The sequence below is a fragment of the Pseudomonas sp. LS.1a genome (genome assembly GCF_022533585.1).
Classification (GTDB): Bacteria; Pseudomonadota; Gammaproteobacteria; order Pseudomonadales; family Pseudomonadaceae; genus Aquipseudomonas.
The window spans coordinates 4,899,046-4,925,000 of the sequence record NZ_CP092827.1 but is presented as its reverse complement, the minus strand read 5'-3'; the positions used below and the strand labels follow the sequence as shown (position 1 = coordinate 4,925,000).

At 64.0% G+C, this 25,955-nt stretch carries 19 protein-coding genes and 2 rRNA genes (1 of these 21 running past the window's edge); 11 read left to right on the top strand and 10 right to left on the bottom strand.

Annotated elements, in window-relative coordinates:
- The 8 genes from MKK04_RS22735 to MKK04_RS22700 form a co-directional block, all read left to right on the top strand.
- Positions 1-441 (top strand): 23S ribosomal RNA (locus MKK04_RS22735); it begins 2,451 nt to the left of the window's first position.
- 130 nt (positions 442-571) lie between these two features.
- Positions 572-687: ribosomal RNA gene (rrf, locus tag MKK04_RS22730) — 5S ribosomal RNA — on the top strand.
- Between the two features lie 260 nt (positions 688-947).
- Positions 948-4,430: an exodeoxyribonuclease V subunit gamma gene (recC, locus tag MKK04_RS22725; RefSeq protein ID WP_207837894.1), complete on the top strand. Its 3,483-nt coding sequence runs from the start codon at positions 948-950 to the stop codon at positions 4,428-4,430.
- Positions 4,427-8,104 (top strand): exodeoxyribonuclease V subunit beta, encoded by a 3,678-nt coding sequence (recB, locus tag MKK04_RS22720; RefSeq protein WP_241106006.1) that lies wholly within the window; start codon positions 4,427-4,429, stop codon positions 8,102-8,104. The genes recC and recB overlap by 4 nt, the downstream gene beginning before the upstream one ends.
- Positions 8,101-10,176, top strand: a complete 2,076-nt coding sequence (recD, locus tag MKK04_RS22715; RefSeq protein WP_207837890.1) for an exodeoxyribonuclease V subunit alpha — start codon at positions 8,101-8,103, stop codon at positions 10,174-10,176. The genes recB and recD overlap by 4 nt, the downstream gene beginning before the upstream one ends.
- Positions 10,177-10,381: 205 nt before the next feature.
- On the top strand, positions 10,382-10,948 hold the full coding sequence (locus MKK04_RS22710; RefSeq protein WP_241106005.1) for a YfiR family protein: 567 nt from the start codon (positions 10,382-10,384) through the stop codon (positions 10,946-10,948).
- Positions 10,945-12,216 (top strand): diguanylate cyclase domain-containing protein, encoded by a 1,272-nt coding sequence (locus MKK04_RS22705; RefSeq protein WP_207837886.1) that lies wholly within the window; start codon positions 10,945-10,947, stop codon positions 12,214-12,216. The genes MKK04_RS22710 and MKK04_RS22705 overlap by 4 nt, the downstream gene beginning before the upstream one ends.
- Positions 12,217-12,220: 4 nt before the next feature.
- Positions 12,221-12,712: an OmpA family protein gene (locus MKK04_RS22700; RefSeq protein WP_207837879.1), complete on the top strand. Its 492-nt coding sequence runs from the start codon at positions 12,221-12,223 to the stop codon at positions 12,710-12,712.
- A gap of 188 nt (positions 12,713-12,900) precedes the next feature.
- Here the strand turns inward: MKK04_RS22700 and MKK04_RS22695 are convergent, their stop codons facing one another.
- Positions 12,901-13,851, bottom strand: coding sequence for a LysR family transcriptional regulator (locus MKK04_RS22695; RefSeq protein WP_207837876.1), 951 nt, complete (start codon positions 13,849-13,851; stop codon positions 12,901-12,903).
- A gap of 132 nt (positions 13,852-13,983) precedes the next feature.
- On the opposite strand from MKK04_RS22695, the gene MKK04_RS22690 reads away from it, so the two are divergent.
- Together MKK04_RS22690 and mmsB are read left to right on the top strand one after the other, a co-directional pair.
- On the top strand, positions 13,984-15,510 hold the full coding sequence (locus MKK04_RS22690) for a CoA-acylating methylmalonate-semialdehyde dehydrogenase (RefSeq protein ID WP_063913430.1): 1,527 nt from the start codon (positions 13,984-13,986) through the stop codon (positions 15,508-15,510).
- A 10-nt stretch (positions 15,511-15,520) separates the two neighbouring features.
- A complete protein-coding gene (gene mmsB, locus MKK04_RS22685) occupies positions 15,521-16,408 on the top strand; it encodes a 3-hydroxyisobutyrate dehydrogenase (protein ID WP_063913429.1) in 888 nt (295 codons plus the stop codon).
- Positions 16,409-16,888: 480 nt separating this feature from the next.
- On the opposite strand, the gene MKK04_RS22680 is transcribed toward mmsB, so the two are convergent.
- The 4 genes from MKK04_RS22680 to dmeF all read right to left on the bottom strand — a co-directional run bounded on the left by MKK04_RS22680 (position 16,889) and on the right by dmeF (position 20,055).
- Positions 16,889-17,866 carry a hypothetical protein gene (locus MKK04_RS22680; RefSeq protein WP_241106004.1) on the bottom strand — a complete coding sequence of 326 codons (978 nt, stop codon included), beginning with the start codon at positions 17,864-17,866 and terminating at the stop codon, positions 16,889-16,891.
- Positions 17,867-17,876: 10 nt separating this feature from the next.
- The gene (locus MKK04_RS22675; RefSeq protein ID WP_207837871.1) at positions 17,877-18,365 is read right to left on the bottom strand and encodes an Hcp family type VI secretion system effector; all 489 of its coding nucleotides are present in this window, start codon (positions 18,363-18,365) and stop codon (positions 17,877-17,879) included.
- A 307-nt stretch (positions 18,366-18,672) separates the two neighbouring features.
- The gene (locus MKK04_RS22670) at positions 18,673-19,017 is read right to left on the bottom strand and encodes a cupin domain-containing protein (protein ID WP_003258412.1); all 345 of its coding nucleotides are present in this window, start codon (positions 19,015-19,017) and stop codon (positions 18,673-18,675) included.
- 96 nt (positions 19,018-19,113) lie between these two features.
- Positions 19,114-20,055: a CDF family Co(II)/Ni(II) efflux transporter DmeF gene (gene dmeF, locus MKK04_RS22665; RefSeq protein WP_207837868.1), complete on the bottom strand. Its 942-nt coding sequence runs from the start codon at positions 20,053-20,055 to the stop codon at positions 19,114-19,116.
- Positions 20,056-20,125: 70 nt separating this feature from the next.
- Between dmeF and MKK04_RS22660 the strand changes: the two genes are divergently transcribed.
- The gene (locus MKK04_RS22660) at positions 20,126-20,401 is read left to right on the top strand and encodes a metal/formaldehyde-sensitive transcriptional repressor (RefSeq protein WP_207837861.1); all 276 of its coding nucleotides are present in this window, start codon (positions 20,126-20,128) and stop codon (positions 20,399-20,401) included.
- Positions 20,402-20,795: 394 nt separating this feature from the next.
- On the opposite strand, the gene MKK04_RS22655 is transcribed toward MKK04_RS22660, so the two are convergent.
- Genes MKK04_RS22655 through MKK04_RS22635 form a run of 5 tightly spaced genes read right to left on the bottom strand, consistent with a single transcriptional unit; the run spans position 20,796 to position 25,932 of the window.
- Positions 20,796-21,728, bottom strand: a complete 933-nt coding sequence (locus tag MKK04_RS22655) for a phosphatidate cytidylyltransferase (RefSeq protein WP_063913426.1) — start codon at positions 21,726-21,728, stop codon at positions 20,796-20,798.
- 1 nt (position 21,729) lies between these two features.
- On the bottom strand, positions 21,730-22,353 hold the full coding sequence (locus tag MKK04_RS22650; protein ID WP_087503209.1) for a lysophospholipid acyltransferase family protein: 624 nt from the start codon (positions 22,351-22,353) through the stop codon (positions 21,730-21,732).
- Positions 22,354-22,363: 10 nt separating this feature from the next.
- On the bottom strand, positions 22,364-22,795 hold the full coding sequence (locus MKK04_RS22645; protein WP_233687090.1) for a hypothetical protein: 432 nt from the start codon (positions 22,793-22,795) through the stop codon (positions 22,364-22,366).
- Positions 22,792-24,177: a phosphatase PAP2/dual specificity phosphatase family protein gene (locus MKK04_RS22640; protein ID WP_233687089.1), complete on the bottom strand. Its 1,386-nt coding sequence runs from the start codon at positions 24,175-24,177 to the stop codon at positions 22,792-22,794. The genes MKK04_RS22645 and MKK04_RS22640 overlap by 4 nt, the downstream gene beginning before the upstream one ends.
- A complete protein-coding gene (locus MKK04_RS22635; protein WP_207837855.1) occupies positions 24,178-25,932 on the bottom strand; it encodes a bifunctional alpha/beta hydrolase/class I SAM-dependent methyltransferase in 1,755 nt (584 codons plus the stop codon).
- Between the last annotated feature and the right edge of the window lie 23 nt (positions 25,933-25,955).

Sequence of the window (25,955 nt, the reverse complement as noted above, 5' to 3'; positions counted from 1 at the left end):
GCCCAAGAGTTCATATCGACGGCGGTGTTTGGCACCTCGATGTCGGCTCATCACATCCTGGGGCTGAAGCCGGTCCCAAGGGTATGGCTGTTCGCCATTTAAAGTGGTACGCGAGCTGGGTTTAGAACGTCGTGAGACAGTTCGGTCCCTATCTGCCGTGGACGTTTGAGATTTGAGAGGGGCTGCTCCTAGTACGAGAGGACCGGAGTGGACGAACCTCTGGTGTTCCGGTTGTCACGCCAGTGGCATTGCCGGGTAGCTATGTTCGGAAGAGATAACCGCTGAAAGCATCTAAGCGGGAAACTTGCCTCAAGATGAGATCTCACTGGGATCTTGAATCCCCTAAAGGGCCGTCGAAGACTACGACGTTGATAGGTTGGGTGTGTAAGCGCTGTGAGGCGTTGAGCTAACCAATACTAATTGCCCGTGAGGCTTGACCATATAACACCCAAGCAATTTGCTAGCGCAGATTGCGGTGGTGAAGACGAAAGAACCGAAAGTTCGCAACTTCACAAGATCACATATCCGGATTCGCTGGGCTGTCCATATGGACATTCTGGCAACAGAATTTCTTGACGACCATAGAGCATTGGAACCACCTGATCCCATCCCGAACTCAGTAGTGAAACGATGCATCGCCGATGGTAGTGTGGGGTTTCCCCATGTGAGAGTAGGTCATCGTCAAGATTCATTTCGCAAAACCCCTATCTGCGCCTGCAGGTAGGGGTTTTGTCTTTGTGGCGCAAAAACTCCCGGGCATACGCGCCCCCTGTGGGAGCGGGTTCACCCGCGAACACCGGCAAAGCCGGTGCCATCCACCGCGTCGCCTGTTTCGCGGGCTCGCCCGCTCCCACACTGATCGCGTCAGCCTGATGGCACTCGGCCCTTTCAGGCATCCGCGTGATATCGTTCCCCCTCAGCCACCAGCGCCTGCCAGAGACCTCCCGATGCCCAACACCACCCACCTCCACCCCGGCTTCATGATCGTCCACGGCAACCGCCTCGACGACCTGCGCAGCCTGGTGGTGAGCTGGATGCGTCGCTACCCCTTGGCGCCGCTGGAAAACGAAATCGCCCTGGTACAAAGCAATGGCATTGCCCAATGGCTCAAGCTGGCCCTGGCCGAAGACCCGCAGGACGATGACCAGGGCGGCTGTGGCATCGCCGCCGCCATCGACGTGCAACTGCCGGGCAGCTTCATGTGGCAGCTTTACCGCAGCGTGTTGGGCCGTGACGAAATTCCCGAAGTGTCCCTGCTCGACAAGGCACCGCTGACCTGGCGCCTGATGCGCCTGCTCCCGGCCTTGATCGAACGCCCGCATTTCGAGCCGCTGCGGCGCTTCCTCACCGACGACAGCGACCTGCGCAAGCGCTACCAGCTCGCCGAGCGGCTGGCCGACCTGTTCGACCAGTATCAGGTCTACCGCGCCGACTGGCTCAAGGATTGGGCCGCTGGCGAGCACATCCTCAACACCGCTCGCGGCGAGCGCAAGGCGCTGCCCCCGGGCAACCGCTGGCAGGCCGAGCTATGGCGTGCATTGCTGGAGGATGTGGGCGAGCAGGGCATGGCGCAGAGCCGCGCCGGGGTCCATCAGCGCTTCATCGAACGGATCAACAGCCTGGAACAGGCACCTGCCGGTCTGCCGGCCCGGGTGATCGTATTCGGCATCTCCTCGCTGCCAGCCCAGGCCCTTGAGGCACTGGCCGGTCTGGCACGCTTCAGCCAGGTGCTGCTGTGCGTGCACAACCCCTGTCGCCACCACTGGGCCGATATCGTTGCCGACAAGGACCTGCTGCGCCACCAGTACAAGCGCCAGCAACGCAAGCAGGGCATGCCCCTGCAGCTGGACGACCAGTCGCTGCACCAGCATGCCCATCCCTTGCTGGCCGCCTGGGGCAAGCAAGGCCGCGACTACATCAACCTGCTCGACAGCTACGACGACCCTGGCAGTTACCAGGGCGTGTTCAGCGATGGCCGCATCGACCTGTTCAGTGACGGCTCGCCCACCACGCTGCTCAACCAGCTGCAGGACGATATCCTCGAACTGCGCCCGCTCGCCGAAACCCGCGAGCGGTGGCATCCAGTTGACCCGGCGAAGGACCGCTCGATCCGCTTCCACATCGCCCATAGCCCGCAACGCGAAGTGGAGATCCTCCACGATCAGCTGCTGGCCCGGTTCAGTGCCGACCCTACCCTGCGCCCACGTGACGTGATCGTCATGCTGCCGGCCATCGACACCTACGCGCCGCATATCCGCGCCGTATTCGGCCAGTTGCAGCGCAACGACCTGCGTTACATACCGTTTACCCTGACCGACCAGGGCCAGCGTGGCCGCGAACCCTTGCTGATTGCCCTCGAACACCTGCTCAAGCTGCCGGACAGCCGCTTCGCGGTCAGCGAAGTGCTCGACCTGCTGGACGTACCGGCAGTGCGGGCCCGTTTCGGCATTCGTGAAAACGACCTGCCCACGCTGCACCGCTGGATCGAGGGGGCCGGCATCCGCTGGGGCCTCAATGCCGAGCAGCGGGCCAGCCTGGGCTTGCCCGCAGGGCTTGAGCAGAACAGCTGGCGGTTCGGCCTGCGGCGCATGCTGCTGGGTTATGCCGTGGGCGTGGGCGAGGCCTGTGATGGCATCGAACCCTACGATGAAATCGGTGGCCTGGATGCGGCACTGATCGGCCCGCTGGTCGCCTTGCTCGACGCCCTCGACGTGGCCAGCCAGGCCTTGTCCGAGCCTGCCACTGTCAGCCAGTGGGGCGAGCGCCTGCATGCCTTGCTGCAGGTGTTTTTCCTGGCCGAGGGCGAGCGCGACGAGTTCCTGCTGATGCAGTTGCAGGATCTGCGCGATAGCTGGCTTGAAGTGTGCGAGGCCGTCGGCCTGCAAGACCCATTGCCGCTGACCGTAGTGCGTGAAGCCTGGCTGTCGGGCCTTGACCAGGGCAAGTTGTCCCAGCGCTTCCTCGCCGGCTCGGTGAACTTCTGCACCCTCATGCCGATGCGCGCCATCCCGTTCCGGGTGGTCTGCCTGCTGGGCATGAACGATGGCGATTACCCCCGCGCCCAACAGCCGCTGGACTTCGACCTGATGGCCAGCGACTATCGCCCCGGCGACCGCTCGCGCCGTGAGGATGACCGTTACCTGCTGCTCGAAGCGCTGCTGTCGGCACGCGACCAGCTGTATGTCAGCTGGGTCGGGCGCAGTATCCGCGACAACAGCGAACGCCCGGCCTCGGTGCTGATCGGCCAGTTGCGCGATCACCTGGCGGCCGGCTGGCAGCTGGCAGGCGCGGAGCAGGGGCAGCCAGCACAACCGGGTGAGCACCTGTTGCACGCCCTGACCCAGGAGCACCCGCTGCAACCGTTCAGCCCACGCTACTTCCAGAAGGGCAGCCCGCTGTTCAGCTTTGCCCACGAATGGCAGGTGCTGCACCAGCAGGGCCAGGAAGACGAGCAGGGCGACCCAGGCCTGCCGCCTTACCATGACGATGAGGCCTTGAGCCTGACCCAGCTGAATGACTTCCTGCGCCACCCGGTGCGGCACTTCTTCAGCCAGCGTTTGAAGGTGTACTTCGAAGCGCTGGAAGCGCCGACCCCGGACGAGGAACCCTTCGTCCTCGACACCCTGCAACGCTACGGCGCCAGTGAAAGCCTGCTTGGTGCAGCGCTGGCCGAGCCGGACAATGCCGAACAGGCCCTGCAGGCCCAGGCTCGGCGCTTGCAGGCCTGCGGCATGCTGCCACTGGCCGGTTTCGGCGAACTGCTGCAGCGCGAGCTGATCGAGCCCCTGCCAGACCTGCTGCAACGCCACCGCCAGCTATTGCAACGCTGGCCACAGCTGGTCGAAGGCGCATTGCCGGTGCATTTCGAGCACGGCCCGCACCGTCTTGAAGGCTGGCTGGGCCGGGTATTCCAGGCGGATGACCAGAGCCTGCTCGGCATCACCACCGTACCCAACACCATCAGCGCCGGGCGTAACGCCCTCAAGTGGCACCGCCTGATTGCGCCCTGGGTCACGCACCTGGCGGCCTGCGCAGCGGGTTACCCCTATAACAGCGCGTTGGTGGCCAGCGACCTGACCCTGCTGCTTGCGCCGCTGCCGCAAGCGCAGGCGGCGCAACTGCTGGGCGACCTGCTGGTGGCCCGCCAGGCGGCGATGAATGCGCCGTTGCCGGTCGCGGCCAAGACCGCGTTCGCCTGGCTGGCCCAGGACGATAGCGACAAAGCCCTGGCTGCTGCAGCCCGCGCCTACGAAGGTGACGAGCGCACCAGCTTCGGCGAGCGCAGTGAAAGCATCGCCCTGGCCCGCCAGTTCCGCGACTTTGCCGCGCTCACCGCCGATGAAACCTTCGAAGGCTGGTGCGAAGCCTTGTACCGCCCATTGTTCAACGCCCCGTGGCAAACCCTGGGCAACCCGGAGAAAGGCGCATGACCCAGGACCGTCCCCTGGCACTGAGTTTCCCCCTGCATGGCAGCCAGCTGATCGAGGCCAGCGCCGGCACGGGCAAAACCTTCACCATTTCGGCGCTGTACCTGCGCCTGATCCTCGGTCACGGTGGCGAGCAGGGCTTCGACCGCGAGCTGCTACCACCGCAAATCCTCGTGGTGACCTTCACCGACGCCGCCACCAAGGAACTGCGTGAACGTATCCGTGCGCGCCTGGCCGAAGCTGCGCGGTTCTTCCGTGGCGAGCTGGAGGCGGCCGACCCGCTGCTGCACCAACTGCGTGACGACTACCCGGAAGAAGCCTGGCCACGTTGTGCCGGCCGCCTGGAAATCGCCGTGCAGTGGATGGACGAGGCTGCGGTGTCGACCATTCACGGCTGGTGCCAGCGCATGCTGCGCGAACATGCCTTCGACAGCGGCAGCCTGTTCACCCAGACCCTGGAAACCGACCACAGCGAGCTGCTGGGTCAGGTCATGCGCGACTACTGGCGGCGCTTCTGCTACGGCATGCAAGGCGATGCGCTGGCCTGGGTGCGTGGCCACTGGGGCAGCCCCGACGCCTTGCTGCCGCGGATCCGCCCGCTGTTCGGTCGCGTGCGCGCCCAGCAGGACGGGCCAGAGCCGGCGGCGCTGATCCAGGCATCGCTGCAGCAGCGTGGCGAGCAGTTGGCCCGGCTCAAGGCGCCCTGGGCGCAGTGGGCCGAGGAATTGCGGCAGATCTGCCGTGATGCGCTGGCCGCCAAGCAGGTCGACGGCCGCAAGATGCAGGCCCGTTACTTCGAACCTTGGTTCGACAAGCTCTGCGCCTGGGCCGCAGACGAACAACTGGTGGAGCTCGACCTGGGCACCGGCTTCACCCGCCTGACCCCGGCGGGCATGGCGGAAGCCTGGAAGGGCGAGCCACCCGAGCACCCGGCCCTCTATGCCATGCAGAGCTTGCAGCAGCAGTTGCAGGCGCTGGATAGCCCGGATGCCCCATTGCTCGAGCATGCCGCCAACTGGGTATCGGCGCGCTTCGAAGTGGAGAAACGCCGGCGTGCGGAAATGGGCTTCGACGACATGCTCCTGCGCCTGCAGCACGCCCTGGCCAGCGAGGCCGGCGAGCGCCTGGCCAGCCTGATTCGCGAACAGTTCCCGGTGGCGTTGATCGACGAGTTCCAGGACACCGACCCGGTGCAGTACGGCATCTTCGAGCGCATCTACCAGATCAGCGAAAACCGCGCCGAAACCGGCCTGTTCATGATTGGCGACCCCAAGCAGGCGATCTATGCCTTCCGTGGCGCCGACATCTACACCTACCTTGCCGCCCGCCGTGCCACTAGTGGTCGGCTGCACAGCCTGGACACCAACTACCGCTCCAGCAAGGCCATGGTCGCGGCGGTCAATCAGGTGTTCCTGCAGGCCGAAGCGCGTCAGGCAGGGCGCGGTGCATTCCTGTTCCGCGAGGCCGATGACAACCCGCTGCCGTTCATCGAGGTCCGCGCCAAAGGCCGTGGCGAGCAGCTGTTGATCGACGGTGAAACCTGCGCAGCGCTGCAATGCTGGCATCTGCAGAGCGAAGAACCGGTCTCCGGCAGCGTTTACCGCCAGCAACTGGCAGCCAGTTGCGCCAGCCATATCGTCGCCTTGCTCAATGGTGGCCAGCAGGGCACGGCTGGTTTCCAGAATGCCGATGGCGAACTGCGCCCGTGCCTGCCATCGGACATCGCCATCCTGGTGCGCGATGGCCATGAGGCGCAAATGGTCCGCGCTGAGCTGGCCGCGCGCGAGGTGCGTAGCGTGTACCTCTCCGACAAGGACTCGGTATTCGCCGCCCAGGAAGCCCACGACCTGCTGGCCTGGCTCAAGGCCTGCGCCGAGCCCGACTCGGAGCGCCTGCTCAAGGCCGCCCTGGCCAGCCTCACCCTCGATCTGTCGCTGGCTGCGCTGGACCGCCTGAACCAGGACGAGCGGGTCTGGGAAGACTGGGTCATGCGTTTTCGGCGTTACCGCGACACCTGGCAGCGCCAGGGCGTGCTGCCAATGCTGCGGCACCTGCTGCATGACTTCCAGCTGCCGCGCACGCTGATCCGCCGCAGCGACGGCGAGCGGGTGCTGACCAACCTGCTGCACCTGGCCGAGTTGCTGCAACAGGCCGCAGGCGAGCTGGACGGCGAACAGGCGCTGATCCGCCACCTGGCCGAGCACCTGGCCAGTTCCGGGCAGGCCGGTGAAGAGCAGATCCTGCGCCTGGAGAGTGACGAGCAGCTGGTGAAAGTGGTGACCATCCACAAGTCCAAGGGCCTGGAATACCCCTTGGTCTACCTGCCGTTCATCTGCACCAGCAAGCCGGTGGACGGCAGCCGCCTGCCGCTGGCCTGGCATGATAGCCAGGGCAACGCCCATCTCACCCTCACACCGGACCAGGAACAGATCGACCGTGCCGACGACGAGCGCCTGGCCGAAGACCTGCGCCTGCTCTACGTGGCCCTGACCCGTGCCCAGCATGCCTGCTGGCTGGGTGTCGCCGACCTCAAGCGTGGCAACCAGAAGAGCTCGCAACTGCACCGCTCGGCGCTCGGCTACCTGCTGGGTGGCGGCCTCGCCTTGCCGGGCTCGCAGCAACTGACGGACTGGTTGCAGGCCCTGGCCGCGACGTGTCCGCACATCAGCTGCCCGGGCTTGCCGCAGGCGGATGAACAGGTGTATCGCATGCCGCACGCCGAAAGCGAGTTGCTGCCTGCTCGCAAGCCGCGCCGTGCGGCGGGGGCCGAGCATTGGTGGATTGCCTCGTACAGTGCCCTGCGCGTCGGCGACCAGACCCTCGGTGCCGACAGCTCCCAGGCCCAGCAGTTACTGGATGATGAAGTGGTCGATACCCAGGTGCTGCGTGAGGTCCCGGCCGACAGTGGCGATATCCACCGCTTCCCGCGCGGGTCCAACCCCGGCACCTTCCTGCATGGCTTGCTGGAATGGGTTGGCCGCGAGGGCTTCAGCCAGGTCAGCGGCAATGCGCAACTGATCGAGCGAACCGTTGGCCAGCGCTGCAACCGTCGTGACTGGATCGGCTGGATTCCCACCCTGACCCACTGGCTGCAGCGCCTGCTGGGCGAAGCGCTGCCGCTGCCGGGCAACGACCTCAGCGTGACGCTCGGGCAGTTGCGCCACTACCAGATAGAAATGGAGTTCTGGTTCGCCAGCCACCAGGTCGATGCCGAACAACTCGATCGCCTGGTGGCACGCCACACTCACCCTGGCCTGGCACGCCCGGCGGCGCAGCCGACCGTGCTCAATGGCATGTTCAAAGGGTTCATCGACCTGGCCTTCGAGCTGGACGGGCGTTACTACGTGACCGACTACAAGTCCAACTGGCTGGGCCCGGACATCCAGGCCTACGATGCCCTGGCCATGGAAAAGGCCATCCTCGAACATCGCTACGACCTGCAGTACGTGCTGTACCTGCTGGCCCTGCACCGCCAGTTGCGCGCCCGCCTGCCGGACTACGACTACGACCGCCATGTCGGCGGCGCCCTGTTCATCTTCTTGCGAGGCGCCAGCAGCAGCGGCCACGGCGTTTACCACGCCAAGCCACCGCGTGAGCTGATCGAAAGCCTCGATGCGCTGTTCCGTGGCGAGCACCCGCCCGCACAGCAGGACCTGTTTGCCGGAGCCGTGATATGAGCCGAAGCCTTGTCGACCTGTTGCCCACCCCGCTGCACGCCGAGCACCTGCTCGCACTGGCGCCACAGCGTGACAGCGGCGACCTGCTGCAACTGCTCGACCGCTGGGTAGAGCGGGGCTGGCTGCGTGCCCTGGACCGTGCGTTCGTATCGTTCCTGGAAGAGCGAGTCCCTGGTAGCGACCCCCTGCTGTTGCTGGCCGCCGCCCTGGCCAGTCACCAGCTGGGCCACGGCCATGTCTGCCTCGACCTGCAGCAAACCCTGGCCGAGCCCGATTTCGCCCTGTCGTTGCCGCCCGAAGGCGACGCCTTGACCGGCCCCTTGCTGCTGCCCTCGCAATTGCTGGCCAACCTCGACCTGCACGCCTGGCGCCAGCGCATTGCCGCCAGCCCCCTGGTGGCCGCCGGCGATACCCCTGGCCAGCAGGCGCGGCCTCTGGTGCTTAGCGGCGAGCGCCTGTACCTGCGCCGTTACTGGAGTTACGAGCGGCGCATCGACCATACCCTGCGCCAGCGCCTGACCCTGGCCGAAGCGCCTCCAGCCGACCTGCCTGGCCGCCTCGCGCAGCTGTTCGACGGTGGTGCGCCGGCTGGCCAGGTGGACTGGCAGAAGCTCGCCTGTGCCCTGGCCACCCGCGCCGGCTTCAGCATCATCACCGGCGGCCCCGGCACGGGTAAGACCACTACCGTGGTGCGCCTTTTGGCCTTGCTGCAGGCGCCGGCGGTGGAGCAGGGCAGGCCGCTGCGCATTCGCCTGGCCGCGCCGACCGGCAAGGCAGCCGCGCGCCTGACCGAATCCATTGGCCAGCAGGTCGAGCGCCTGCAGGTCAGCGCCGAGGTGCGCGGGCAAATCCCGACCGAGGTCAGCACCGTGCACCGCTTGCTCGGCAGCCGCCCCGGTTCGCGGCACTTCCGCCACCATGCCGGCAACCCGCTGCCGTTGGACGTGCTGGTGGTCGATGAAGCGTCGATGATCGACCTGGAAATGATGGCCAACCTGCTCGATGCCCTGCCGCCACGGGCACGCCTGGTGCTGCTGGGCGACAAGGACCAGCTGGCCTCGGTCGAGGCCGGTGCGGTATTGGGTGACCTGTGTCGGGATGCCGAGGAGGGCTGTTACTCCCCGGCGACCGAGGCGTGGCTGGAACAGACCGGTGGTGAGTCGCTGGCGGGCAGTGGCCTCAAGGCCGGCGATGAGCAACGCAACCCGTTGGCCCAGCAGGTGGTGATGCTGCGCTTTTCGCGGCGTTTCGGCGAAGGTAGCGGCATTGGCCAACTGGCCCGGCTGGTCAATCGTCAGGACTCCCACGCGGCACGCAACCTGCTGGCCGCACCGCCGCCCGATGTGCACAGCCTGGCCCTGAAGCACGAACAGGACCGTGCCTTCGACCGCCTGCTGCTCGACGGCCTCAACCGCGGCAGCGACGGCCCGCAGGGTTACCGCAGCTACCTGCGCACCCTTGGCCGCTTCCGCCCGGCACTCGATACCGCCGTTGACGACCCCGCGTGGGAGCAATGGGCGGGCAAGGTGCTGCACAGCTTCGAGGACTTCCAGCTGCTGTGCGCGGTACGCCGGGGCGCCTGGGGTGTCGAAGGCCTCAACGAGCGGGTGGCGCGGGTGCTGCACAATGCGGGGCTGATCGACAGCCAGCAGCCCTGGTACGAAGGGCGCCCGGTGCTGGTGACCCGCAACGACTACGGCCTGGGCCTGATGAACGGTGACATCGGCATTGCCCTGCGCCTGCCGGATGAGCGCGGCGAGCCCCTGCTGCGCGTGGCCTTCCCGCGTAACGACGGCAGTGGCGGCGTGCGCTTCGTCCTGCCCAGCCGGCTGAATGAAGTGGAAACGGTATTCGCCATGACCGTGCACAAGTCCCAGGGCTCGGAGTTCAGCCACACCGCGCTGGTGCTACCGGATGCGCTCAACCCGGTGCTGACCAAGGAGCTGGTATACACCGGCATCACCCGCGCCAAGCACTGCTTTAGCCTGGTCGAGCCTCGCCAGGGTATTTTCGAAGAAGCGGTTGCGCGCAAGGTGCGGCGTATTTCCGGGTTGATGCTGGAGCAGGTTTAGCCCTGTAGTGAGCCAAAAGGAGATCCTCTGTGGGAGCGGGCGCGCCCGCGAACACGGGCGCAGCCTGTGCCAACCACCGTGGTGCCTGCTTCGCGGGCACGCCCGCTCCCACAGGGATCGCATTAGCTCCGCGCCTTTCATACAAGCATGCGGCCATGTGCTATCGTTGCGCCGATATTGGAAAGGGCCTTAAGAGATTTCCCACATGAACATGGCCGCCAGGCGAGTGATGAGCTGTGCGCTTTCGCTATTGCTGGCCGCCCTGTTCCTTTCCGCAGGCCCGGCCCAGGCAGACCCCGCCATGACTGCCGCCCAGGCGCAGCAACGGGCCAAGGCCGTCACCCAGGTGGTGCTGGGCATCTTCAGCTATGCCCGCTGGCCCGTCGAACCCTCGCCTTTGCGCCTGTGCCTGGTCGGCCCGACCGAATACGCCGATGACCTGATCAAAGGCCATGTGCAGGAGTCCGGCCGACCGCTGCAGGTGCGGCGTCTGCTGGCAGGCGATAGCCAGGTCGCCCAGGCCTGCGACGCCATCTACATCGGCAAGCTCGACCAAGGCCAGCGCGACCGGCTGTTCGAGCGTGTCAGTGGCCACCCGGTGCTGAGCATCAGCGAGGCAGACGACCCGTGCACGGTCGGCAGCCTGTTCTGCTTGCGGGTCAGCGACCAGCAGGTAGCCTTCGAAGTCAACCTCGACTCGGTGGCACGTTCCGGCGTGCGCATCCACCCCAGCGTGCTGCAATTGTCGCGGCGCCGGGCAGGTCAGCCATGAAGCCGACCCGTAAGCGCGGCGTGCGCCCGACCCTGCGTTCGGTGCTGGGCCGTGGCCACCTCAGCGTCGCCTTGCTCGCCGTGGGCCTGGCCGGTATTTCCCTGACCCTGCTGGGCGTGCTCGCCCTGCGTGTTTACGCCAACGACAACCTGCAGCTGATCGCCCGCTCGATCAGCTACACCGTGGAAGCGGCGGTGGTGTTTGACGACAGCGCTGCGGCCAATGAATCGCTAGCGCTGATCGCCAGTGCCGAGGAAGTGGCCGAAGCCAGGGTCTTCAATAGCGAAGGCGAGCAACTGGCGCATTGGCAGCGCAGCGATACCGGCGTGCTAGCGCGGCTGGAGACGCAGGTTGCCACCGCCTTGCTGGATGAACCGGTCAATCTGCCGATTACGCACCAGCAACAGCAGGTCGGGCGCATCGAACTGGTCGGCCAGGGGCGAAGCCTGTTGCTGTTCCTGCTCAGTGGACTGGCCGGCATCCTGTTCTGCACGGTGCTCAGCGCCTTGGCTGCCCAATACCTGTCGCGGCGTCTGCTCAGTGATATCGTCCGCCCGCTGCGCGGCCTGGCCAGTGTTGCTCACGCCGCCCGCCGCGAGCGCAGTTTCGACCGGCGCGTGCCGGAAGCGCCGATTGCCGAGCTCAACGAACTGGGCAATGACTTCAATGCCCTGCTGGACGAGCTGGAGGTTTGGCACAGCCACCTGCAAAACGAAAACCAGACCCTGGCCCACCAGGCCAGCCATGACAGCCTGACCGGCCTGCCCAACCGCGCCTTCTTCGAGGGGCGCCTGAGCCGCAGCGTGCGCAATGCAGAACGGAAGCAGGACCACCTAGCGCTGCTGTTTCTCGACAGCGACCACTTCAAGCAGATCAACGACACCCTCGGCCATGCGGTGGGCGACGAAGTGCTGATCAGCGTGGCCGACCGCGTGCGCGCCCAGTTGCGCGAGCACGACCTGGTGGCGCGCCTGGGTGGCGACGAGTTCGCCGTGCTGCTGACGCCTTTGCAGTCGCGCCAGGACGCCGAGGACATTGCCGAGAAGATCGTTGCCAGCATGAAGTTGCCGGTGCAGCTGGACAGTGGCCGCAGTATCGCCACCTCGTTGAGTGTCGGTATTGCCTATTACCCGGATGACGGCGCTGACCCCGCCAGTCTTCTGAATGCTGCCGATGCGGCGATGTACCAGGCCAAGCGCAAACGCCGTGGCCATTGGCAAGTGGCGCAGACGGAACAGTCCGCCGGTGAAAACAACAACAGGAGTTGAACCCGTGATACAGGCTTTGCGTTTCCCCCTTTGGGCATTGCTGCTCGCCGTGCTGGCACTGACCGGTTGCCAGAGCACGCCACCCAAAGGCCTGACGGCCGAACAGATTGCCGTGCTCAAGCGTGAAGGTTTTACCCCGACCGACGAAGGATGGGCCTACGACTTGTCCGGCAAGGTGCTGTTCGGCAGCGATCTGGACAGCCTCAACAGCCAGAGCCAGGCGATCGTCGAGCGCATTGGCAAGGCGCTACTCAGCGTTGGCATCCAGGGCGTGCGGGTGGACGGGCATGCCGATTCGTCGGGCAAGGCGGCGTATAACCAGCAACTCTCAGAGCGCCGCGCGCAGAGCGTGGCCAAGGCGCTGGTCGAGGTAGGCATGCAGGCGCAGAACATCCAGTCCCGTGGCCTTGGCAGTAGCCAGCCGGTGGCGGACAACCGCACCAGCGCCGGGCGTACCGAGAACCGGCGCGTGTCCATTGTGGTGGCTTCCTACTGACCGCAGCCTCACAGGCCAGCACATCCGCGTGGAACGGGCTTGCCCGCGAAGCAGGCGACTCGGTGCCTGGCACCGGCTGCGCCGGTGTTCGCGGGCACACCCGCTCCTACAGGTCCTGCGCATGCCTTGAATCCGGCGCAGACCTTGTGGGGAGCTGGCTTGCCGGCGATGGCTACGCAGCAGCCCCCTCATTCCTGAGCAAAGCGCATCTCTCGGGTCTCGCCCATCAACAACGGCGCATTCGCCTCCGTCACCCCTCGGATGTAATCCCAAAGCAGGGTAATCCGCTTCAACTTGCGCAAATCCTCCCGGCAATACATCCAGAACTGCCGCGTCACCTCGATCTCTTCCGGCAACACCGTCACCAGCCGCGGGTCCTGCGCAGCCAGGAAGCACGGCAAGATCGCCAGCCCACGCCCCTGCAACGCTGCCGTGTACTGCGCAATCACGCTGGTACTGCGCAAATGCGCGCTGGCGCTGGGGATCAGGTTGGCCAGGTACAGCAGCTCCGAACTGAACGCCAGGTCGTCCACGTAACTGATGAACGGGTGCCTGGCCAGGTCCGCGATCTGGTTGATCGGTGCGTGGTTGTCCAGGTAGTCCTGGGTCGCGTACAGCCGCAAGCGGTAGTCGCACAGCTTGCAACATACATAAGGGCCGTGTTCCGGCCGCTCCAGGGCGATGACGATGTCCGCCTCGCGCTTGGACAGGCTGATGAAGTGCGGCAGCGGCAGGATATCCACCGAAATCGCCGGGTAGGCATCGACAAAGTGGCTTAGCTGCGGGGTGACGAAGAAGCTGCCGAAGCCTTCGGTGCAGCCCATGCGCACGTGCCCCGACAACGCCACGCCTGACCCCGACACCTGCTCGCAAGCCATGTGCAGCGTGCTCTCGATCGACTCGGCATAACTCAGCAGGCGTTGGCCCTCGGCGGTGAGGACAAAGCCGTTGGTCCGGGATTTCTCGAACAGCAAGGTGCCCAGTGCCCCCTCCAGCGAGCTGATGCGCCTCGACACCGTGGTGTAGTCCACGTTCAGGCGCTTGGCGGCGCTGCTGGCCTTGCGGGTACGCGCCACTTCAAGGAAGAACTTCAGGTCGTCCCAGTTGAGTGCACTCAGGGATGTGAGGTCTTTTTGCATGATGATCCGGTTTTTTTGTGCGTTCTTGTTGGATGTTTGCACATCTATACTCGAAACAAGCCTCAGGACGCCACCTCGCGTTTGCCCGGCAATGGCGATCTCGTCCCGACAATAATTCCAAGGAGAACGCAGATGAACGCACCGCAATCCCCTAACCAGACCAAAATCGAGCAGGTCAAGCTGCTGATCGACGGCCAATGGGTCGAGTCCAAGACCACCGAATGGCGCGACATCGTCAACCCGGCTACCCAAGAAGTGCTGGCGCGCGTACCGTTCGCCACCGTCGAAGAAGTCGACGCAGCCGTCGCCGCTGCCCACCGCGCCTTCCAGACCTGGCGTAACACGCCGATCGGCGCGCGCATGCGCATCATGCTCAAGCTGCAGGCGCTGATCCGCGAACACACCAAACGCATCGCCCAGGTCCTCAGTGCCGAGCAGGGCAAGACCCTGGCTGACGCCGAAGGCGATATCTTCCGCGGCCTGGAAGTGGTCGAGCACGCCGCCTCCATCGGCACCCTGCAGATGGGCGAATTCGCCGAGAACGTTGCCGGCGGCGTCGATACCTACACCCTGCGCCAGCCGATCGGCGTGTGCGCCGGCATCACCCCGTTCAACTTCCCGGCGATGATCCCGCTGTGGATGTTCCCCATGGCCATCGTCTGCGGCAATACCTTCGTGCTCAAGCCGTCCGAGCAGGACCCGCTGTCGACCATGCTGCTGGTCGAGCTGGCGCTGGAAGCCGGCATACCGGCCGGCGTGCTCAACGTGGTGCACGGCGGCAAGCAGGTGGTGGATGCCATTTGCACCCACCAGGACATCAAGGCGATTTCCTTCGTCGGCTCCACCGAAGTGGGCACCCACGTGTACAACCTGGGCAGCCAGCACGGCAAGCGCGTGCAGTCGATGATGGGCGCCAAGAACCACGCGGTGGTGCTGCCCGATGCCAACCGCACGCAAACCGTCAACGCCCTGGTCGGTGCCGCCTTCGGCGCGGCGGGCCAGCGCTGCATGGCCACTTCGGTGGCGGTGCTGGTGGGCAAGGCCCGCGAATGGCTGCCGGATATCAAGGAAGCGGCCAGCAAGCTCAAGGTCAGTGCCGGCTGCGAGCCAGGCACCGATGTCGGCCCGGTGGTTTCCAAGCGCGCCAAGGAGCGTGTGCTGGGCCTGATCGAAAGCGGTATCAAGGAAGGCGCCAAGCTGGAGCTCGACGGCCGTGACGTCAAGGTGCCAGGTTACGAGCAAGGCAATTTCGTCGGCCCGACCCTGTTCTCGGGCGTGAAGACCGACATGCAGGTTTACACCCAGGAAATCTTCGGCCCGGTGCTGGTGACCCTGGAGGTCGATACCCTCGATGAGGCCATCGCCCTGGTCAACGCCAACCCGTTCGGCAATGGCACCGGCCTGTTCACCCAGAGCGGCGCGGCAGCACGCAAGTTCCAGAGCGAAATCGACATTGGCCAGGTCGGTATCAACATCCCGATCCCGGTACCGGTACCGTTCTTCAGCTTCACCGGCTCGCGTGGCTCCAAGCTCGGCGACCTCGGCCCGTACGGCAAGCAAGTGGTGCAGTTCTACACTCAGACCAAGACCGTCACCGCCCGCTGGTTCGATGACGACAGTGTCAATGACGGTGTGAACACCACCATCAGCCTGCGTTAAGGAGACAGTCATGCGTATCGCATTCATCGGCCTCGGCAACATGGGCGCACCCATGGCCCGCAACCTGATCAAGGCCGGGCACCAACTGAACCTGTTCGACCTGAACAAGGTCGTGCTGGCCGAGCTGGCAGAACTGGGCGGGCAGGTCAGCCCCTCGCCCAAGGACGCGGCGGCCAACAGCGAGCTGGTGATCACCATGCTGCCGGCTGCTGCGCATGTGCGCAGCGTGTACCTGAACGAAGACGGTGTGCTGGCAGGCATTCGCCCGGGCACGCCGACCGTGGATTGCAGCACCATCGACCCGCAGACTGCGCGTGATGTGTCCAAGGCCGCAGCGGCCAAGGGCGTGGACATGGGTGATGCGCCGGTGTCCGGTGGCACTGGCGGCGCGGCGGCAGGCACCCTGACCTTCATGGTGGGTGCCAGCGCCGAGTTGTTCGCCACCCTCAAGCCGGTACTGGAGCAGATGGGCCGCAACATCGTGCACTGCGGTGAAGTCGGCACCGGGCAGATTGCCAAGATCTGCAACAACCTGCTGCTGGGCATCTCGATGATCGGCGTGTCCGAGGCCATGGCCCTGGGCAACGCGCTGGGCATCGACACCAAGGTGCTGGCCGGTATCATCAACAGTTCGACCGGGCGTTGCTGGAGCTCGGACACCTACAACCCGTGGCCGGGCATCATCGAAACCGCGCCGGCCTCGCGTGGCTATACCGGTGGCTTTGGCGCCGAGCTGATGCTCAAGGACCTGGGGCTGGCCACCGAGGCAGCACGCCAGGCACATCAACCGGTGATCCTGGGGGCCGTGGCCCAGCAGCTGTACCAGGCCATGAGCCTGCGCGGCGAGGGTGGCAAGGACTTCTCGGCGATCGTCGAGGGTTATCGTAAGAAGGATTGACGAGCGAGGACTTTATCGCGGGCCGGGCGGCCTTCCCTCTGTAACTGCGCACCAGAGGGGAGGGGGCCCGTACTGCGATGTTTTTTGAGCATTATTTAGGCAAGGGGGGTAAGTAATACATGAAAACTCCCAAACCAAAAAATGCGATAGTCAATATCAAAAGCGAGGAGCCCATGAAGATTAGGAGGGTCTTGATTTTTGAAGGTAGATTATTTATTTCCTTGATGTCAATGAGGTTTTTTCGTGCATAGATTTTAGGAGTGAGCAGTATGAATGATATATTCGTTAGTCGAAAGAATTTTCCCATCAAGCCAGCATGTAGCCAGAGTTTCTTTTCGCCGGTTATTGCATTGCAATTTAATAAAAATCCTTCAATGTAATCAATTTTGCGGTGAGCGATATATATTGTTAATGCCAGGTTCAAGAAAAGTAAAGTTGTGACTGTCATGCTGTAGACTAAAAAAATCCAGTGCATGATTGTCATGTTGCTACTGCCTCGTATAGAAGTTCCCCAGCCCAGGCGCCTGCTTCATTCCCAAATTTTCCGCCTGCCATTCCCCCCACTGTACCGCCGAATATCCCACAAGCGAGTGCTCCGGTTCCACCTGTCGCTACGCCAAACACCACGCTGCAAGCAGCACCAAGAAGAAGCTTGCCACTGGCTGCCCCAGCAGTAGTACCCAACAAGCCCAAGGTTAATGAACTAACCTCGACATAATGCGCCTTTTTGCATTCCTCCTCGCGTCCGAGCGTACAGGCTTTATGTATCTCCAGTCCCGTGGCAGCGACGTCTAATGCAATCCCTACATACGTTCCTTTCTTGATCAAATTAGCAGCCGTCGCCACGCCTGAGACTTTGTTGGCATATCCTGCAATCTCGCCGGTATGCAAATAACTCTTTGTGGATATCCCCAGCGTCCTTTTGATCGAGCCTTTGTTCCTTATCCCGGAACCGTAAGCAGCCAGCTTGTTCAGCTGCTCATCCAACTTCATGAACAAGACGGCACGCTTTGCATAGAACTGATCGCGAGCCGCCATGGCCCCTGACCCGAGATGCTGTTGATGCAGCTTCTCGATATCCATCAAGGTGGCCTCGATGGCTTTCAGGTGCTTGCTCCACCCTTCACTGACTACACCAGCGCCCACAGATGCATGCGCGATGAGGCTCTTCAAGGTCTCGAAATTGTCCAGGAAAAAGTTATCCACACCTTGGCCGTTGCGCATCAGCCCCATGTGCGCAATTGTCGCCTGTCTCATCATCCAGGCTTCCTGGCTGGTGCAGGAAGCCGTGGTGGGATCGCCGATGATGATAAGTTCACCGCTACGGACCACAGTATTGGCGATGTGCGAATTCAGCACGTCAAACTTTTCCAGGGAATGACCGGCCAGCGCCAGGTCGGATTTCAGCCTATGATAGTTTTGCAGCTTGAGATTGAGAAACGCCCGGGCTTCAGACATAGCCTTGTCCTCACGCGTATTTCTTGTTGCCGATCCGGTCCCAGCCGCCGGCGATATTGCCGCCACCGGCGCCATCAATGCGGCGTTGCTGGGTATAGGTGGTCTTGATCCGGCCGTAGTTGAGCTGCACCACTTCCAGCGGTACGCCGGTGTCCACGCTTTGCGAATACTCGGCGATGATCACTTCCTCGAGGATGATTTCGTAGTACTTGAGTTTGTCACCACCCGCGCGGCAGAGTGCCAGTTTCACTTCCTTGAGATGTTGCCCGGTGCAACTGGCTTCCATCAGTTTGCAACTGGCACTGTCGAGGTATTTGGTGAAAGTGAAGTTGGTGACAGAGGTCCGTCCGGAAGTAGCGCCGCCAGCGGAGCTTGCAGTGGCGGATGTGCTTTGGCTGACCCCGAAGTCGTAGCCAAGCACTTCGATCCATTTACTGTATTGCGCGTCCAGTGCTTCACCTGGAATGTTGTCGATTTGAATGTAGGCGTCGAAAGCCATGTTTTCTTCTCCCTGACAATTGAATCAATTGGGTATTGCTGCCCGACGCCCCGGCTGATTTTCAGAGCCTAGGCCTGCGATGAATCGGGGGCAATGCTTCAGGGGATGAAGAGGTGCAGTTCAGAAATGGACTACAAATGAAGGGGGAAAGCTGAATTCATATGTCAAAAAATGTAACTGTTATCCTTGCAATAGGATGGTTGTTATTCAGCTCTTGGTTCCTTTGGTCATCATGTTTAATTGCGAGCAGAGTCATGTGGGAATTTTCGCTCATCCCACATGACCCAAACCAAGGTCCGCTTATGAATCAGGCAAAGACGAAGTACTTGCGCACAGTCTCGACCACTTCCCAGGTGCCTTTCATTCCCGGCTCGATCACGAACACATCACCCGCTTTCAGGTGCTTCGGCTCTTCGCCTTCCGGGGTGATGATGCAGTAGCCATCGAGGAAGTGGCAGAACTCCCACTTCTCATAGTTGACCTCGAACTTGCCCGGGGTGCAGATCCAGGTGCCCATGATCTTGCTGCCGTCGGCCGACAGGTAGGCGTTGAGGTTGACGGTGTGCGGATCGCCGCCGATGCGCTTCCACTTGGTGGCGTCCACGACCGGTGTCGGGCAGGTTTCGCGCAGGACGGTGATGAAATCGGACATGGCACAACTCCTGGTGACTGGCTGAATGACTCGTCACCATAGGGCCATCGGCCGAGCCGCAGTTGCCTGGGCTCGACGTCCAGCTGTCTGGTCGCGCTATGCCAGGCGGTTGACCTCGACGGTGATGTGCGCCAGTTCTTCGTGTACGCCCAGGGCCATGCGCACGCTGTCGGCGCTGAGCTCGGCCCGGGCGGCCAGGCCGAGAATGCAGGCGTACTGGTCCTTGCCCACGCGCCACACGTGCAGGTCGGTGATGCTGGCCGGCACTGGCAGCTGCGCCACCACTTCACGGATTTCTTCCACCACCGGCGCATCCATCTCCGCATCCAGCAGCACCCGCCCGGTATCGCGCAGCAGGCCACGGGCCCACAGCGCCACCAGCAGCGCACCGACCAGGCCCATGACCGGGTCGAGCCAGCCGGCGCCCCAGTACTTGCCGGCCAGCAGGGCGACGATCGCCAGCACCGAGGTAGCGGCGTCGGCCATCACATGCAGGTAGGCCGAGCGCAGGTTCAGGTCGTGGTGATGGTGGCCGTGGTCGTGGTGATGATCATGGCCATGGTGGTGATGATCGTGATGGTGATGGTCGTCACGCAGCAGCCAGGCACAGATCAGGTTGACGGCCAGGCCCACGGCGGCGATGAAGATCGCCTCGTCATAGTGGATCGGCCCCGGTGTCAGCAGGCGCTCCACCGACTGGAACGCCATCAGCCCGGCCACGCCCAGTAACAGCAGGGCGCTGGAGTAGCCGCCGAGAATCTCGATCTTCCAGGTGCCGAAGGCAAAGCGCCGGTCGCCGGCATAGCGCCGAGCGGCGGCGTAGGCCAGCAGCGACAGGCCCAAGGCCAGGGCATGGGAACTCATGTGCCAGCCGTCGGCCAGCAACGCCATGGAATTGAAGAACCAGCCCCCGGTAATTTCCGCCACCATCATCACCGCGGTCAGCCACACCGCCAGGCGCGTCTTGCGCTCGGCGCCCAGGTTGCTGGTATGGAACTGGTGGCTGTGCTGCCAGCGGTCTGAGGTTTGTGTCGCCATGGTTTATCATGCTCCCGGAACATCGAGAAATATACTATACCCCAGTATACCTAGCATGGTGTGGAACCCAATGGCACATACCCTGAAGAGCAAGAAGCAACTGCTGACCCGGGTGCGCAAGATCAAAGGCCAGGCCGCTGCCCTGGAGACAGCGCTGGAGCAGGACAAGGACTGCCTGGCGATCCTGCAGCAGATCGCCGCCGTGCGCGGCGCGGTGAACGGGCTGATGGCCGAAGTGATGGAAGGGCATATCCGCGAACACCTGGTGGCGGACGGGCTAAGTGCCGAGCAACGGCAGGACGAGGCGGACAAGGTGGCGGCGTTGCTGCGGTCGTACCTCAAGTAGCCGGTTGAAACGATCGGGGATACCCAGGGGGTAAACGTTCTTCACGGAGTGGTGGGAATTAGCAACCGGCGATGTGCTCGTCGGAAGATAGGCTCAAGGCTACCAGATGTCAGTCTTGAGTTTTGAGGTGATGCGTAAATCGAGCGCCGCCCGCGCGGCGCATCGCGAGCTGCGCTCGCTCCTACGTTTGTTTCGGGCCAGTAACGCCTATGACAGGCGCGCGCGACCGCCTTGTTTGTACGACGCGATATCAAGCCATGCGCCAAAGCGTTCGCGCGCAAATCCCCCAGGAATAATTGGCCCGAAACAAACGTAGGAGCGAGCGCAGCTCGCGATGCGCCGCGCGGGCGGCGCTCGATCTTGCAGGCACTAGAAAACCAAAGGTGAACACATACTAAGCCCACCAATACCGCACAAAGTGGAAGAACACCGGCGCGGCAAAGCACACCGAATCCATACGGTCGAGCATGCCGCCGTGGCCTTCGATCATGTGCCCCCAGTCCTTCACCCCGCGGTCGCGCTTGATCGCCGACATCACCAGCCCGCCGAAGAAGCCCATGGCGTTTACCGCCAGCGCCATCAGCGCGGCCTGCCAGAAGGTGAACGGGGTGATCCAGCACAGCAGCGCGCCGATCAGGGTGGCCAGGGCCACGCCACCGGCCAGCCCTTCGACGGTCTTGGACGGCGACAGGTTGGGCGCCACCTTGTGCTTGCCGAACAGCTTGCCGCACACGTACTGCAGCACGTCGCTGATCTGCACCACCAGGATCAGCCAGGCGATCAGCAGCAGGTTGCGGCCCTCGTAACCCGGGATGTCCAGGGTCATCAATGCCGGCACCGATGACACGCAGTACACCGCGATCATCAGCCCCCACTGCACCTTCGAGGCGCGCTCGAGAAAGCGCGTGGTGTCGCCGCCGAAGCTGGCCAGGATCGGCAGCAACAGGAACAGGTACACCGGGATGAAGATGCTGAACAGGCCGTACCAGTCCATGGCGATCAGCACGTACTGCACCGGCAGTGCCACATAGAACGCCGCCACCAGTGCCGGGTAGTCACTGCGCCGGGTCGGGGTGAGGGTCATGAACTCGCGCAGGGCGTAGAACGATACGCCGTAGAACAGCACGATCACGCCGTACTTGCCGAACACAAAGGCGATGCCGATCACCAGCACCATCACCCACCAGGCGTTGATGCGGGCGTTGAGGTTGTCGATCACCGCGTGCGGGGCCGGGCCGGCGCGCCATTTGAGCAGGCGGCCGATCACGCTGGCGAGCAGCAGCAGGGCGCCGATGCCGGCGAACAGGGAAAGGGTGTTGTCGTCCATCTCAGGCATCCTTGGGGGCCAGGTTCAGCAGGGCCTGGCTGGCCCGCTCGAGGAAGGCTGGCTTGCTTTCATCCGGCTGCAGGTGCAGCGGTTCGCCAAAGCTCAATGTGCACAGCAACGGCAATGGCAGGGCGCGGCCCTTGGGCATCACCCGGTTCAGGTTGGCGATCCACACCGGCACCAGCTCGACGTCGGGGTTGGCTGCTGCCAGGTGGTACAGCCCACTCCTGAACGGCATCAGCGGCTCGTCGCCGAGATTGCGGGTACCCTCCGGGAAGAAGATCAGCGAGTCGCCCTGGGCCACGGCTTCGAGGATCGGCTGCAACGGGCTGCCCTGGCCGGCGCTGTGCTGTCGGTTGATCAGCACACCATTGAAGACCTTGCGGATAAGAAAATCGCGAATGCCCGGCCTGGCCCAGTAATCGGCACCGGCTACCGGACGGGTACGCTTGCGCAGCGGCTGTGGCAGCGAGGCCCACAGCAGTACGAAGTCGCCATGGCTGCTGTGGTTGGCGAAGTACAGGCGCTGCACTGGCAGCGGCGTACAACCCAGCCACAGGGCACGGGCGCCGGTGATCAGACGGGCGGCGGAAGTGATGAGGTAGGCGGTCAGGTTGGCGAGCATGGATCGGTAGTCATCCCTTCAAAGGCAGTGTCAGCAGGGTAGCCAGCGCCAGCGACAGCTGCAGGCCCAGGCACACTGCCTGGCGGCGTAACAGGGCCAGCGCGGCCTGGCTGCGGGCAGGCCAGGCGCGGGCGTCGGCGGCCTGCGGTTTGAGTTTCAGCTCGAACAAGGCGCGGTCCAGGGCCTGGGTGTCTGCCGCCAGGTCGCGGCTAGCGGCCAGGTAGGCGAACAGTTCGGCATCCACGGCGACGCGGATGGCCCAGTACTTGTGCAGTACGCCGAGTACCAGCAGCGCAATGCACAGCAGGCTGGCCAGCGGTTGCAACTGGGCACCCAGCAAGGGCGCCAGGCCGTAGGCCAGGGCCAGCAAGGTGAGGCCGTCCGACAGGCGTTCCAGTTGTTTGCCACGGCCCAGCAGGCTGGCCACCACATACAGCGTCATGGTTGTGTCCCTAGCTGTTGCAAGGCTTGGCGATGTGCGCTGTGCAGGACCACGCCGGGGCGGGCCTTGCGGATCAGCGCTTCGGCCTGGCGAGCATCACTGCAGCGGCCTGTGAGTACCAGCCAGGCGGCCACGGCGCTGGCGCTGCGCGAATAGCCCAGGGCGCAGCAGACCAGTACCGGGCCTTGGGAGCGCAGGCGTTCGATGGCGATGGCGGCCTGGTGCAGCAATGGGCTTTCCGGGGCGATCAGGTCCAGGGTAGGAAAACATGCGTAGCCATGCGCTGCCTGACCGGCTGACGCGGACCCTGTGGGAGCGCCCTTTCGCGACACAAGGCCGCTCCCACAAGTGTCTGCGACAGGGCGGCCAACAATGCACGGTAGCTCTGCACACAAATCGACCACCGCAGCGAACTGCGCGCCATGCCCTGGAATCCGCCCCAGGTAGACGCCTTCACACACTTCATCCGCCTGCGGATGCCGCCAGGTCCATAGCCGCGAATTGACCCACGCCCCCACCAGGTACGGCGCCAGCAGCCAGCTGGCTGCATTCGACAAGCGCCCATCGGCGCCTTTCTGGAACCCGCCTGCGCCGAGCACGGCATAGTTCAGCGCCACCAAAACCAGCGACACGGCCGGCCAGCTCAACCACAGCCAGGTACCGCCGAACGTAACGGCAGGCACTGCGCACAGCAGCCCACCCACTGTATAGAACAACGCCAACCGCCAACGCTTGGCATCCCGCGCAAGGCTTACCTGCTGCCACGGCAGCGGCCCCCGATATGGCCACAACCAGACGCAGACAAACCCGGCCAATGCCCCTGTGGGAACATCGACGAAATGGTGCTGCCAGGTGGTCAGCACCGATACCCCGATCAGTGCCATCCAGCCGTGCATCAGCCAACGCCAGGGCTGGCGCTGCACGTGCCGGGCAAACATCGTCCAGATGATCACCAGCAGGGCAATATGCAGCGAAGGCGCCTGGTTGAACGGCTGGTCGAAGCCCATCAGCACATCGAACATCCAGCCGAATACCCCGCCCAGTTCCGGCCGCTCGAAGGTGAAGCGCAGCGGCCAGAGCAGGAAGCAGCTGACGCTGATCAGTTGCGCGGTGAGCAGCGCCAGCGCGTGCCGGTCCATTTCCTGGCGCGTGCGCGGCAGCAGGAAGGACAAGCCGTAGAGCAGGTCGATCGACCAGTACGGGATGATCGTCCACGGCCACAGCGGCATGTTGCGTTCCCAGCCAAACACCAGGCTGCCGACATCACTGCGCCCGGCCGTGTGATTGTTCGCCAACCCGTAGCTGAGGAAAAACAGCGGCCCCAGCAGCAGAAGCCAGAACACGCCTCGGCGGATCAGCCCTGGCTCGCGTGATGGGCTCATTCAGCGCACCCGTTGTGCCAGGCTGACGCTGAAAATGCCCCATTCATCGATGCGCTGGGCCAGCTTGCGGAAGCCCGCCGCCTCTACCAGCTGGTCCATTTCGGCCTGGCTGCGGCGGCGCATCACCCAGGCTTCGCCGCCGCGGTGGCTGGTGAGGGCGCGGGCGATCATTTCCAGTTGCGGGTGCCACGGCTGGCCGGTGTAGACCAGGTAGCCGCCATCCTCCAGCGCGTCCGCCAGGCCCGCCAGCGAGTTGCCCACCAACTGGTTGCTGGCGAACAGCTCGTACAAGCCGGAGACCACGGCCAGGGTCGGAGGTTGTTCCAGGGTGGCCAGGCTCTGGCGGTCGAAGGCATCGCCGTGGACGAAGCGGGCGATGTCGGCCAGGCCCTTTTCGGCGATCAGTGCGCTGCCTTGCTGCACGTTCAGTTCGCTGTAGTCGCGCAGCAGGACCGAGTCCGGCAGCTGTTCGAGTTCCTGCAGGGCCTCGAGGATGTAGCGGCCATGACCGGCGGCGATATCGACAATGTGCACCGGCCGTTGCTGTTCGCGCAGGTGGGCGATGGCCAGGCGCAGCAGTTCCTCTACGTGCAGCTTGCGCTGGCGGATGCCGCGCCAGCCGATGGCGTTGAGGTAGTTCTGGTCGACCAGGCGGCCGAGCTTGCCTTTGCCGGTCGGCTGGTTGCGGTACACGTAGTCGAGGGTACTGCCCGAATCGAAACCGGTGTCGAAACCCAGCTTCACCCCTTCGGACAGCCCTTTGCCCAGGCGTAGCCCGGCGCGGGTAGCACGCCAGTAAAGGTCGCGGGGCGAGTTGCGCGGTAGCGGTGCGGCCAGGCTTTCGGCCTCGGCGCAGCTGGCGCCGGTCTTGTCGGCATCGAGCAGCGATGGCAGGGCGGCGGGGCTGGCGAAGCAATGTTCGACAAACCGCTCGATGCGCCGCAGGGCATGGGCCCGATCACGCTCGCCAAGGGTGTCATGGAAGAAGCCTGGCAGGATGTGCATTTCCTTGCGCGCACTGCCCAGGCGTTCGAAGAAGCGTTCCTGCGGCTGGCGTTCGACCACGAAGTCGGCACCGGATACCAGCAGCTGGGTCGGCAGCTGAATGGCCTGGGCGTCCGCCACCACCCGGTCGGCGGCTTCGTACAGGCCCAGCAGCATGGTCACCGAAATCGGCCGGCTGATCAGCGGGTCGGCCACGTACGACATGACCCGCTCAGGGTCGTGGGTAAGCAGGCGAGGCTTGACGTAGCTGTTGACGAAGAAGTTGCCGCGCAGGGCCTTCAGCAGCTTCAGGCCGGTGCGGGCGAACGGCACGTACAGTTTGACCTTGAACGCTGGCGAGGCCAGCACCAGGCAGCGCACCTTGGGCGCGTAGTCGTGGGCCCAGGTGGCGACCAGCACGGCCCCGACGCTCTGCGCCAGCACCACCAGGTCCTGTTCGGCGATACCGTGGCGGGCCTGGATATGCTCGATGAAGGTCTGCACATCGCGCACGCTGGTGGCGAACCCCGGGCTGTCGCCGCGCGCGCCCGGCGACTGGCCGTGGCCACGGGCATCCCAGGCGAAGAAATCGTAGCCTGGCATGTCCAGTTCATCGGCCAGGTGGGCCATGCGCCCGCCGTGTTCGTGACCGCGGTGGAACATCACCACGGCCCGGCGTGGCTGGTGTTGGTTGCGGGTGGCAGGCCAGTGACGGTAGTGCAGCTCGACGCCGTCATGGGTGGAGAAGTGCAGCGCTTGCGCTTGGCGCATGGTCGACATCCTTTTGCGACGGC